Genomic DNA, 11,947 nt, shown 5'->3' on the forward strand with positions numbered 1-11,947 from the left:
GAAAAGCGGCCTGGCACGGCGCCGCGCCATTCAGCCTTTGGTCTTTGGCCCGCGCCCGGCCAGTCGCCGGGCATTGGCACGGGTTTTCGCCCGCAGGGGTGCGATGGCGGCCAGGGCCACATGGCCCGCCTCGTCACCCGCTGCGAGGGACCGCCCCGCCGCGCGCCCCGAGGCCAGCGCCGCCACGCCCTTTTCCGCGATCATCCGGCGGTTTTCGCCCGGTGCCGTGTTCCAAAGACCCATCATCCCCCAAAGGCGCAGGGTGATGACCGTCTGGGCCTCCAGCGTCATCAAGCCCATCTGCGCCGACAGCCGCAGCGCGTCTGCGGGCGAAAAAACCTTGGCCATCACGTCACTCCTTTGCCTCTGACACTGGGGTCAGAGCTTGCCCATCACATGACCGTTGAAGCCATAAACTGCATGGCCGCCGCCAAAAGGCACCAGCCGAACCTCGCGGGTCTGGCCCGGTTCAAACCGCACCGCCGTTCCCGCAGCGATATCCAGCCGCATCCCGCGCGCGGCCGCACGGTCAAAGGCCAGCCCAGCATTGGTCTCGGCAAAGTGGTAATGCGAGCCGACCTGCACCGGCCTGTCGCCGGTATTGGCCACCGTCAGCGTGCACACAGGCAACCCCGCGTTCAGGGTGATGGTTCCCTCGGCGGGAAAAACCTCTCCCGGCGTCATTTGCGCCCGCCACGGATGCGCGCCACGGCCATGCCGCCGATGAAACACACGGCGCAGGCAATCACCCAGCCATATTGGATGCCATGCGGATGCAGATGCGCACCCTCATGCGCAAGCGCCGGCAGGGGCAGCAGGATAAGGGCGGCAATACTGGTTTTCATGGGTGCCTCAGCGGATCGGATGGTGAACGGTGACAAGTTTCGTGCCATCGGGAAAGGTGGCCTCGACCTGGATGGAATGGATCATCTCGGGGATCCCGGGCATGCACTGGGCGGCGGAAATCACATGCGCCCCGGCCTGCATCAGATCGGCGACCGTGCGGCCGTCGCGCGCGCCCTCCACCACGAAATCGCTGACCAGCGCGATGGCCTCGGGGTGGTTCAGCTTGACCCCCCGGGCCAGCCGCCCCCGCGCCACCATGGCGGCAACGCTGATGAGGAGTTTGTCTTTTTCGCGTGGCGTCAGATTCATGTCATCTCCCGTCAGTTTTGCCAGACGCGGGGCAGCGCCTGCCCGCGCAGCGCCGCCAGCACCCGCGCCACCTGCCGCCGCAGCGGCCAACCATCGGCGGCCAGAAGCCGCAGCACCAGTTTGCCGTCAAAGGCCGAGGCCGAGCCCTCGACCCCCGGTTCCCCCAAAGCGGCGCGCGCCGGGCCCAGCGCGTCCTGCACAGCCGGCCCGACCATTGCAAGCGTGGCAAAGGCCCGCGCCCCGCCCAGAATGGCCGTGCCGCCCGCCGCCGCGAGTGCATCGTCGCCAAAGGCCAGCGGATCAAGCAGCGCCAGCCGGCCATCGCGCCGCACAATGCGCGTGTCGCGAAAGGCAAGCCCGGTCACGGTTTCGCCCATGGCGGCGCGCCCCAGCACCACCGATTCCAGCAGCAGGCAGCCTGCGCCCGGGGCAAGGTCGATCACCGTGCGCCTGTCGAGTGCAGCCCCTTGATAAAGAATGGTTTCCTGGGGCAGCCAATCCAGCCAGCCACCGGCGCCGACGCTGTGCGCCACCTCAACCAACGCGCTGCCCTGCCCTGCCCTATAGGCCCGTTCCGCTGTCTGGGTCGTCGCCACGGCCCGGCAGCCAGCACTCAGGGTCAGCGCAAAGCGCAGGCGGTCGCCTCCGGTCAGCCCGCCCGACGTGTTCAGGAACACCACTTCGGGCACCGCACCGTCAACCCGCGGCAAAAATGCCTTGGCCGAGCCTTGCTGGCGCAGGTCGGCCAGCCGGGTGCGGCCCGCCCTGTGCTGCATGGCGACGCTGGCCTCACCATGGCTGCGCTGCATCACCTGCGGGGGGGGGACGTGGGCGTTCATCGGGACTCCTCGGGCGCAGTCCAGCACCGGGGCGCGGGGCGGGCAATCCGGCGGAGGCCAGTCGCAGGTTGCGACGGCTGCGGCAGGCGGGAAACGCCCGTTTTCTTCGCAGCATGCGCGAAAAGCAGGCGCTACAGAGATCCCTTAGGCAAAGCTGCGGATGGTCTGCAAGGCCCCGTCCAGCGCCAGCCCGGCCTCGTCCTGCAAGGCGGCATCGCGCAGGCGGCGGGCCCAGTCGGCGGCATCGGGGCGGCCCGCCACCAAAGCGATGCCCGCCAGCACCCGGTCGAATTTCGACTGGCCGCGCGCATGGGTGTCGGAATAGCCCTTTATCAGGCGTCGGCAGCGGATCACCTCGACCGCCAGCGCGTAATCCTGTGGCAGATGCGCCAGCGCCGTTGCCAGCCACCGGTCCAGATGCACCACCTCTTCGGCATGGCGCAGGGTGCGCGGGCGCCAGCGCCGCAGACCGCCCAGCACATACAGCATCAAAAAAGCGCGCAGACTGTCGCTGCGCAGCCGGCGGCCCTTGTTGAACAGGCGGTCGATGCGCGCCACCGCACGCGGGTTGGCCTGCCAGCGCGCGCCCAGCCGGGCAGGCAGAAGGCCGATAATTTCCTCGGCCCTTGGGTGGAAAAACTCGGTCAGTTGCAGCAGATGGGCATCCGTCACGCCCATTTCACCGCGTATCCGCGCCAGCCGGGCGGGCCGGGTTTTCAGGTCGGCCACGCGGATCATGTCATCATAAGCCATTGCACTGGCGACGTATTTCGCGGCCTGCGCGGTCAGGGCATGGTCTTGGGCCGGGGTGTCGCGGGCCAGAACGGCCTCCACCCGATCCAGATATTCCGCGCCATAGGCGATGTCCTGAAAATCCACCACTTTGTGCAGGCCGGGGCTGGCAAATGCGGCCACGGGCGCGGGCAAGGCTGCCACCCGCGCCTCCAGCGCGCGCCAGGCGGCCAGCAGTTTCGGCGGGCCGGACAGGGGGCGTGGCGCAGCTTTTGCCGGGGCGGCGACGGGCGCTGCACCTTCCGCCGCAGCAAACCCCGCCGCAAAGGCCCGCAGCGAGGGTTGCACCCCCTTGCCCTGCGCCGCGATCGCCGCCTCGAACGCCGGGCGCGGGAAGGGCAGCGCGCCAGACCCGGCCAGCGCGCCGAACAGGCTGGCGGAAATCACCGACCCATTGGCCAGCGCCAGCGCCTCCAGATCCGCAAAGACCACCCGCCGCGCGGCGATTTCCGCGGCGGCAACCACCTCGGCGGCATTGGCGATGCCATCGCCGGGCGTGGATTTTTCCGACACCGCCAGCGCCCGGTGGGTGGAGGCGATCAACACCGTGCGGTCAGGTGTCACGAAACCGCGCATGATGGCGCGGCCCGCCTCCATCATTTCCGCCGCGATCAGGATATCCACATCGCCCGCCGCCGGGGCAAGCGAGAACACCGGGGCCAGCGCCCCCATCGGGGCCATTTCGATGTAATAGATCGTGGCCCCGGTGCGCTGCGCCACCCCGGCCACCGATGTGGATTGGCAGGCATAGCCATTGGCGCGGGCCATCGCCTCGATCCAGCCCGACAGCACGCCACCGCCTTGCCCGCCCACCGCCATCACCGCCAGCTTGATGATGCCCGCCAGCGCCGGGTCGGGGCTGCGGGGGGTCAGCAGCGGCAGGTTCATGCGGCACCGCCAAAATCGAGCCGCGTGGCGCTGCGGCGGCGTTGCAGCCAGCCGATGATCCGGGCGCGGAACGCCGCGCGCCGCCGCTCCCACCGCCCCGGGTTGTGCACCACATCGGCCCGGTAGAAGCTGGGGCACAGCACGGCGGCATCGGCCACCTCGCCGCAATTGCCGCAGCCCACGCAGGATTGGTCGATGCTGGCCACGGGGTCGTCGCGCAGCGGGTCGTCCAGCCGTTTCAGGCTCAGCGAGGGGCAACCCGACAGGCGGATGCAGGCATGGTCGCCCGTGCAGACATCGGCGTCGACGCCGAAGCGGGGGGCCTCGACCCGCCGGCCGTCCTTTATCGCCTTGGCGCGCAATGGTTTTTCGCGGCGCTGCTTGTTCAGCATGCATTCGGATGACGCAACAATAACCTTTGGGCCTGTGTAGTCCGTGGTCAGCGCCTCGCGCAGCACGTCGCGCATTTTCGCCACGTCATAGGTATGGTCCACCTGCCGCACCCAGTTCACCCCCACGCCGTTCAGCGCCTTGGCAATCGGGTTGCCGGTGGATTTGGTGCCGTTTTCGGCGCGTGAGGATGGAATATCCTGCCCGCCCGTGGCCGCCGAATAGTAGTTGTCAACGATCAGCGCGACGGAATCGGCCTTGTTGAACACCATGTTGCCGATCGAGGACGACAGCCCGTTGTGCCAGAACCCCCCGTCGCCCAGAATGGAAATCGCCCGCTTTTCCCCGCCGCCATCAAAGGCCGCATTCGACGCAGGGCCAAGGCCGTAGCCCATGGTCTGCCCGCCGATCTCGAACGGCGGCAGCGACCCGAACAGGTGGCAACCGATGTCGGCGCTGATCTGGTGCTTGCCCAGTTCCTGTTCCACCAGCTTCATCGCCGCGAAAATCGGCCGCTCCGGGCAGCCGGTGCAGAACCCCGGCGGGCGCAGCGGCACGGTTTTTGACAGGTCAGGTATCTTCAGCCCCTCGGCATTGGGCGCGCGCACCTGCCCAGGCAGCAGCCCCGGCGCCGTCTGGCGCAGGAAGGCGGTCAGACTGTCCAGCAGCACGGCACCCGTATACTCGCCCGCCATCGGCAAGATGCCCTTGCCGTGCAGTTTCACCGTGCTGCCCGCGCGGTAAAGGAAGGTGGTCAGCCCCTGTTCGATGAATTCGGGCTGGCCTTCTTCGATCACCAGCACCGCATCCTTGCCCGCGCAAAACGACAGAAATTCCGATGAAACAAGCGGATAGGTCACGTTCAGCACATACAGCGGCACTTGCGTTGTGCCATGCAGATCGGCCAGGCCCAGCCGCTGCAAGGCGCGGATCACCGCATTATACATGCCGCCCTGCACCACCAGCCCGACCGGAGCATCGGCAGGGCCGAAACGCTCGTTCAGCCCGTGATCCACGATATAGCGTTCGGCTGCGGGCCAGCGCACCTTCACCTTGTCCTGTTCGTGCAGGTAGGACATCGGTGGCAGCACCACGCGGCTGAAATCGCGGCGGGGTGACGCCAAGGCATCGCGCACCGTCAGCGCGGGCCGCCGGTTGTCGCGCGTGGCAAAGCTGCCTGTCACATGGCAGGACCGGATGCGCACCATCAGCATGACCGGCGTATTCGTCGCCTCTGACAGCGCGAAACCGTCGCCCACCGCCCTGGTGATCGACGGAAGGTTCGGGCGGGGGTCCAGCAGCCAGAACTGTGATTTCATCGCAAAGGCATGGCTGCGCTCCTGCATGATGGAACTGCCTTCGCCGTAATCCTCGCCCACGATGATCAGCGCGCCGCCCGTAACCCCCGATGACGCCAGATTGGCCAAAGCATCCGACGCCACGTTGACACCCACAGAGCCCTTGAACGTCACCGCGCCGCGAATGGGGTAATGCACCGATGCCGCCAGCATTGCCGCCGCCGCCGCCTCGGATGCGTTCGCCTCGAACCGCACGCCCAGTTCGGCCAGCAGATCCTCGGCATCGGCCAGCACATCCATCAGATGCGAAATCGGCGCACCCTGATAGCCGCCGACATAGCCCACGCCGTTTTCCAGCAGCGCCTTGGTGATGGCCAGAATGCCCTCGCCGGTGAAGGTGTCGCCCTCACCCAGCCGCAGATGCTGCACCTCTGCCTTGAAGGACCGTTCGGCCATGCTGCGCTCCTAGAATTCGTGCTTGCGGATATTGGCCAGAATCTTTTGCAACGTGGCCACAAAGGTCGCGCGTTCACCCGGCGCGATGCCCCGGAACATCCGCGCATAGCTTTGCGCCATGCGGGGCCACAGGGTTTCAAACGCCGCCCGGCCCGCATCGGTGATCTGGATCAGCGTGGCGCGGCTGTCGGCAGGGTCGGCCACCCGGCGCACAAGTCCATCTGCGGCCAGCACATCCAGCGCGCGGCTGAGGGTGGATTGCTCGACCACCGCATAGACGGCCAGTTGCTTGATCTGGATGCCGTCGATCACCGACAGCACCGCCAGCGCCCGCATCTGCGGGGTGGAAAGCCCCAGCGCGGCCATTTCCTCGCGCAGCGATGCGTTGTAGCGGCCCATGATGCGGTTCATCAGATAGGGTGCGAAACTGTTCAACCCGATCTCGCCCAGCCGGGGCTGGTCAAGCCCGGCCTCGGTGGCATCATCCAATGGGGTCTGTTCGTTCATGCCCCCAGCCCCTTGGCCGCCAGATAGCCTGACCCGCCGCCCAGCCCCGGCCCGGGGTGGGCAGAGGCCCCGATATGGTGCAGATTGCGTATCGACGTGCCGTGGTTTGTGCTGTGCGCAAACGGCCGCCAGATGAAGAACTGGTCGATGCTGCACGCCCCGCCATAGGGGTCGCCGCCCGAAAGGTTCATGTTCATGGCTTGCAGGTCGGCAGGCGAATAGGCCCGCCGCGCCAGTTTGATGGCGGCAAAGTTGCGGATATGGCGGGCAAGAATCGCCTCGATCCGGTCGGCAAAGGCCTCGCGCAGCGCCTCGGTCCAGTCCGGGCCACCCGCGATTTCGCCCGCCGCATCGCCCTTGATGACGCGGGGCGCGTCGGGGATCTGCAACCACAGCACAGCCTTGCCCGGCGGGCAGCGCGAAGGGTCCAGCCGGTGCGGCTGGCCCACGCAGATCGTGGGGGTTTCGGGCAGCATGCCACGCTCGGCCTCATTGGCGGATTTCGACACGGAATCAATGCCATCGGCCAGATGGATCAGGGCCACATCCTCCAGCCCCTTGCCGATCCAGTCGGGTTCGCCGTCCAGCGCGTAATGCAGCTGGAAATTGCCGCGCCCGTGGCGAAAGGCCTTTGCCGCCACCCGGTCGGCAGGGGCCGCATCGTCACGCAACAGTTGCCCGTAAAGCTGCCCGGGCGTCACCGAGGCCAGCACGTTCTTTGCCGCAATCACCTCGCCGCCCGCAAGCACCACGCCGGTCGCGCGGCCAGCCTCGACGGTGATCCGGTCCACCTCGGCCCCGCTGCGCAGCTCACCGCCGCGTTCCGCGATCAGCCGCCGGAACGCCTCCACCGCCTGCCCCGCACCGCCCTTGACCACCGGGGCACCCGCCGCCTCCAGCGCAAAGGCAATCACCTTGCCCATTTGGGCGGAATAGGCGCTTTCCGGCGTCAGCCCGCAATGCAGCACCCATGGCGCATAAAGCGCCTGCACATCGGGGCTGTCATACCCCTGCAACCAGCCGCGCGCCGGGGCCAGCGCCTGCCCCATCCACGCCGCCAGCCCGCGCGGCCCGCGCCGCCACGCCTGCCCGGCCAGCAGCCGCAGCGTGGGCCAGGACCACAGCCGCCCACCCAGCAGCGCGAACAGGAACGGCGCGTCAGCCTCGATGCCCCCCACATCCGCAGCATGCCTGTCGCCGTCACCCGGTGCGGCCAGGTTCAGCGCGGCGATATTGGCCTGCCGGTTAGTGGCCAGCACCAGCGCCGAACCATCCGGGCGCAAGACCCCGGTGGGCAGGGTCGAGTGGCAGAATTCCAGCCCGTGCCGCGCCAGATCGGCCCCCAGCGCCGCATGCGCCGGGCCGGTCAGGAACAGAACAAACGTCGCCGCCATCACGTCATGGCTAAAGCCCGGCAGGGTGATCTGGTCGCTGCGCATGCAGCCGCCGAAACGGTCCTCCCGCTCCAGCACCAGCACCCGGCCCTTGGCCGACAGCAGCGCCGCCGCCACAAGGGCATTGATGCCCGACCCGATGATGACGTGATCGTAGCCCATGCCTCAGCCCTTGGGCACCAGCGCCAGCGCGCGGATCGGGCTGCCGGTGCCGTTCACGATCTTCAGGGGCGCCGCGATCAGGATGGCCCCCTTGGGCGGCAGCTTGTCAAGATTGGCAAGGCTAGCAAGGCCATAGCGGTTGGCGGCATGCAGAAGGTTGTGCGCCGGGTAGGGCGGCGTCATGCCCCCCGCCTGCCCCGCATCGGTGCCGATGCACTGGTTGCCCCAGCCCACGATGCCCTTGTCGATGAGATAAGCAATGACCTCGGCCGTCGGGCCGGGGGTATGGGGGCCGGTTTCATTGGCGTTCAGGAACGCCTCGGCATTGTCGGCGCGCTTGTCCCAATCAGACCGCAGCACCACCCATTCGCCCGCGTTGATCGCGCCATGGCGGCCTTCCCAGACTTTCAGATCGTCGATGGTCAGCAGGAAATCCGGGTTCACCGCACATTCGGCGGAAAAATCCAGCACATTGACCGGGGCCACCAGTTTCTGCACCGGCAGCGTATCGGTATAGCCATCGGCATAATCCTTGCCGGTGATCCAGTGGTGCGGCGCGTCGAAATGCGTGCCGGAATGTTCACCCAGCTTCAGCCAGTTCCAGGCCCAGAACGGCCCGTCCTTGTCATATTCGGAAATGCGGTGAATCTCGATCGCTGGCGTGTCGCGCGCAAAATCCGGCGGCAGTTTCAGCAACGGCGTGTCGGGGCCCAGCGTGCCCGAGCAATCCACCACCTCGATCCCGCCCGCCAGCAGCATCGCACCCAGGTTTTCCAGCACCGCATCCGCGTTCATTTTCAGCACTCCCTGCATCCGCGGGTCTGAAGCCCGCATTCATGTCATGAATCATGCTAGACAGATTTAGATGCATTTGCAAATATCCTGGCGTAACCTGCGGGGGCTGATGATGGCCGATACCTATGATGCGGTTCTGATCGGGGCCGGGCACAACGCCCTGGCTGCGGCGCTGCATCTGGCGGCGAAAGGCTGGAAGGTTGCGCTGTTCGAGGGCGCGGCCAGCCCGGGCGGCGCGGTGAAAACGGGGGAATATACGCTGCCCGGCTTCCGCCATGACTGGGCGGCGATGAACCTGTCGCTTTTCGCCGGATCGCCGTTTTTCAAGGCCTATGGCGCAGAGCTGGGCACTTTGGGGCTGGAATTCGCGCCAGTGGCCGATTGTTTCGCCTCGGCCTTTGCTGACGGGTCATGGCTGGGTGTCTCGACCGATCTGGCGACCACCACGGCGCGCATTGCGGCGCTGTCACCCGCCGATGCGGCGACATGGCAGCGGCTGGTGCAGGCTTTCCCGGGCGAGGCGGCGCATATATTTGCCCTGCTGGGCAGCCCCATGAATTTGCGTGCATTTGCATCCTTTGGCTGGAAACTGTGGCGGGCCAAGGGGGCGCGCGGCAGCCTTGATCTGGCCCGGTTTCTGGCGCAGTCGCCCCGCGCCTGGCTGGAGGAAACATTTGAATCGCCGCAGGTCCGTGCCCTGCTGGGGGCGTGGGGCATGCATCTGGATTTCGCGCCCGATGTCGCCGGGGGCGCGCTGTTTCCCTATCTGGAAGGGATGGCGAACCAGAGTTTCGGCATGGTTCTGGGCAAGGGCGGGGCCGATACGGTGATCCGCGCGCTGGTGGCGGCGGTGCAGGCGCGCGGTGGCGTGGTGGAATGCAACGCGCCCGTGGCCCGCATCATCCACCACGGGGCGCATGCGACAGGGGTGGAACTGCGCGATGGCCGCCGCATCACCGCCACCCGCGCGGTCATCGCCGGGGTGGCCCCGCAGGCGCTGCGCAGGCTTGCCGGGGCCACGCCCGATGCGGCCTTCGATGCGCGGATGGCGGGGTTCGCCCATGCGCCGGGCACGATGATGATCCATCTGGCCACATCCGCCCTGCCCCATTGGCCCGATACGGCGCTGCAACGCTTTGCCTATGTGCATCTTGCCCCCAGCCTTGACCAGATGGCGCGCACCTATCAGCAGGCCAAGGCGGGCCTTCTGCCGGACGAGCCGGTGATCGTGGTGGGCCAGCCTACCGCCATCGACCCTGGGCGCGCGCCGGACGGCCAGCATGTGCTGTGGTTGCAGGTGCGCATGGCCCCCGGCACCATTCTGGGCGATGCGGCGGGCCAGATCAGTGCGCGTGACTGGCCGACCGCCGCCCAGCCCTTCGCCAACCGCGCGCTGGACATACTGGAGCGTTACGCCCCCGGCACCCGCGCCAGCATCCTGGGCCAGCGCATCGTGACCCCGGCGGAGCTGGAGGCCGAGAACCCCAACCTCGTGGGCGGCGATCAGGTGTGCGGCAGCCACCATCTGCACCAGCATTTCCTTTACCGCCCCGCGCGCGGCCATGCCGACGGATCGACCCCGATCACCAACCTGCACCTGACCGGGGCCGCCGTCTGGCCGGGGGCGGGCACCGGGGCGGGATCAGGCTACCTTCTGGCGCAAAAACTCGCCGGACGCTGAAAACCATAACAAAACCAACAGGGATACCGCCATGAACCTCAACCGCCGCAGCCTGCTGCAAGCCACCGCCGCCAGCTTTGCCCTGCCCGCTTTGCCCGCCTTCGCGCAAGGCATCGAAGAACTGGTGATCGCGTATAACGTGCCGCTGCCATCATGGGATCCGACCGTGGGCCTGTCGGCGGTAAACCCCACCATTCAGGGCTTCTATCTGTCGGTGTTCGACCGTTTCATCGGCCAGAACCCCGACCTGACGCCCACCCCCGGCCTGCTGACCGACTGGGGCTGGAACGAAGACCGCACCAAGGTATCCATGACCGTGCGCGAGGGTGTCACCTGGCACGACGGCAGCCCCTTTACCGCCGAGGATGTGGCCTGGTCCCTTGCCCGCGCGGCGGATGAGAAAACCGGCAACCCCATACAATTCATCTGGTCAACGCTGGGCAATTTCGTGGCCGAGGGCAACACCGTGACCGCCGATGTGGTGCGGTTCGAACCCACGGTGTTCAAGTGGATGTATTTCCTGACCGGCTTCGTGCTGCCGAAAGCCTATTACGAAAAGGTCGGCGCTGAAGGGTTCGAGGCGGCGCCCATCGGCACCGGCCCCTATATGGTTGACAGCTTTGAGCGCAACGCCTTCGTGCGGCTGAAGGCCAATGCGAACTACTGGGGCGGCAAGCCGGAATTCGACACGGTGACGATCAAATTCGTGACCGACGCCACCAGCCGCGTGGCCGAGATTGAATCGGGCAATTCCCATGTCACGCTTGAAATGCCCTATGAGGAATATGACCGGCTGAAAGGCACGGCAGGGCTGGCGGGCATCGCCGCGCCGATTTCCGACATCGGGATGATCTTCTTCAACGACATCGACGCCATGCTGGACCCCAATGTGCGCAAGGCCGCCGTCATGGCGGTGGACAAGAAGCTGATCGTGGAACGGCTGCTGTCGGGCTACGGCGTTCCGATCGACACACTGGAGACGCCGGAATATCTGGCCTTTGACGCCAGCATCACCACGCCCTATGACCCCGATGGCGCCATGGCCCTGCTGGCGGCATCTGGTTTCAGCCCCGAAAACCCGGTGAAATTCACCATCCAGACCACGCGCGGCTTCAAGCCCAAGGATTACGAGATCATTCAGGCCATCGTCGGCCTGTGGCGCAAGGTGGGGATCGAGGCGGAAATCGAAGTCTATGAAATCGCCAAGCATTTTGAGCTGCGCGCAGCCGACCAACTGGCACCGGCCGCCTTCTACAACTGGGGCAATTCGGTGGGCGACCCCACCACATCGACCGGCTTTGCCATGTTCGGCCCCTCGCCCCATTCCGTCTGGGATCAGCCCGATCTGATCGAAAAGATCGCCCCGCTGTGGGGTGAGGCCGATGAGGAAAAGCGCATCGCAGGCTGGAAGGATGTCAGCCGCTATATCGCCGACAACGCGCTTGTGCTGCCCCTGATGCAATATGTGCAGCCGATCCTGCATGTGGAGGGGGTCAAGGTGCAGCCGCATGCCTCGGGTGCGCTTTTGCCCTATCTGATGACCCGCGCCTGAACAGGACTGGGCTGGCGCAAACCGCCAGCCCACCCCGC

At 66.8% G+C, this 11,947-nt stretch carries 12 protein-coding genes; 2 read left to right on the forward strand and 10 right to left on the reverse strand.

Going from position 1 to position 11,947, the window contains the following annotated elements:
- Positions 1–30: 30 nt before the first annotated feature.
- The 10 genes from GEU84_RS04370 to GEU84_RS04415 all read right to left on the reverse strand — a co-directional run bounded on the left by GEU84_RS04370 (position 31) and on the right by GEU84_RS04415 (position 8,676).
- The gene (locus GEU84_RS04370) at positions 31–348 is read right to left on the reverse strand and encodes an antifreeze protein (RefSeq protein ID WP_152824328.1); all 318 of its coding nucleotides are present in this window, start codon (positions 346–348) and stop codon (positions 31–33) included.
- A 30-nt stretch (positions 349–378) separates the two neighbouring features.
- Positions 379–684, reverse strand: coding sequence for an urease subunit beta (locus GEU84_RS04375; RefSeq protein ID WP_152824327.1), 306 nt, complete (start codon positions 682–684; stop codon positions 379–381).
- Positions 681–845 (reverse strand): hypothetical protein, encoded by a 165-nt coding sequence (locus tag GEU84_RS04380; protein ID WP_174539312.1) that lies wholly within the window; start codon positions 843–845, stop codon positions 681–683. The genes GEU84_RS04375 and GEU84_RS04380 overlap by 4 nt, the downstream gene beginning before the upstream one ends.
- Positions 846–852: 7 nt before the next feature.
- Positions 853–1,155, reverse strand: coding sequence for an urease subunit gamma (locus GEU84_RS04385; protein ID WP_152824326.1), 303 nt, complete (start codon positions 1,153–1,155; stop codon positions 853–855).
- Between the two features lie 11 nt (positions 1,156–1,166).
- Positions 1,167–1,994 carry an urease accessory protein UreD gene (locus GEU84_RS04390; protein ID WP_152824325.1) on the reverse strand — a complete coding sequence of 276 codons (828 nt, stop codon included), beginning with the start codon at positions 1,992–1,994 and terminating at the stop codon, positions 1,167–1,169.
- Positions 1,995–2,138: 144 nt separating this feature from the next.
- Positions 2,139–3,674: an indolepyruvate oxidoreductase subunit beta family protein gene (locus GEU84_RS04395; protein WP_152824324.1), complete on the reverse strand. Its 1,536-nt coding sequence runs from the start codon at positions 3,672–3,674 to the stop codon at positions 2,139–2,141.
- A complete protein-coding gene (locus GEU84_RS04400) occupies positions 3,671–5,818 on the reverse strand; it encodes a thiamine pyrophosphate-dependent enzyme (RefSeq protein ID WP_152824323.1) in 2,148 nt (715 codons plus the stop codon). Before GEU84_RS04400 ends, GEU84_RS04395 begins: the two co-directional genes overlap by 4 nt.
- A 9-nt stretch (positions 5,819–5,827) precedes the next feature.
- The gene (locus tag GEU84_RS04405; RefSeq protein ID WP_152824322.1) at positions 5,828–6,325 is read right to left on the reverse strand and encodes a MarR family winged helix-turn-helix transcriptional regulator; all 498 of its coding nucleotides are present in this window, start codon (positions 6,323–6,325) and stop codon (positions 5,828–5,830) included.
- A complete protein-coding gene (locus GEU84_RS04410; RefSeq protein ID WP_152824321.1) occupies positions 6,322–7,881 on the reverse strand; it encodes a phytoene desaturase family protein in 1,560 nt (519 codons plus the stop codon). Before GEU84_RS04410 ends, GEU84_RS04405 begins: the two co-directional genes overlap by 4 nt.
- Positions 7,882–7,884: 3 nt before the next feature.
- The gene (locus GEU84_RS04415) at positions 7,885–8,676 is read right to left on the reverse strand and encodes a cyclase family protein (RefSeq protein ID WP_152824320.1); all 792 of its coding nucleotides are present in this window, start codon (positions 8,674–8,676) and stop codon (positions 7,885–7,887) included.
- Positions 8,677–8,788: 112 nt separating this feature from the next.
- Between GEU84_RS04415 and GEU84_RS04420 the strand changes: the two genes are divergently transcribed.
- Together GEU84_RS04420 and GEU84_RS04425 are read left to right on the forward strand one after the other, a co-directional pair.
- Entirely contained in the window at positions 8,789–10,357 is a 1,569-nt protein-coding gene (locus GEU84_RS04420; protein ID WP_152824319.1) for a phytoene desaturase family protein, read from the forward strand.
- Between the two features lie 31 nt (positions 10,358–10,388).
- A complete protein-coding gene (locus GEU84_RS04425; RefSeq protein ID WP_152824318.1) occupies positions 10,389–11,909 on the forward strand; it encodes an ABC transporter substrate-binding protein in 1,521 nt (506 codons plus the stop codon).
- Positions 11,910–11,947 lie beyond the last annotated feature (38 nt).

It is taken from the genome of Fertoeibacter niger, assembly GCF_009380135.2.
Classification (GTDB): domain Bacteria; phylum Pseudomonadota; class Alphaproteobacteria; order Rhodobacterales; family Rhodobacteraceae; genus Fertoeibacter; species Fertoeibacter niger.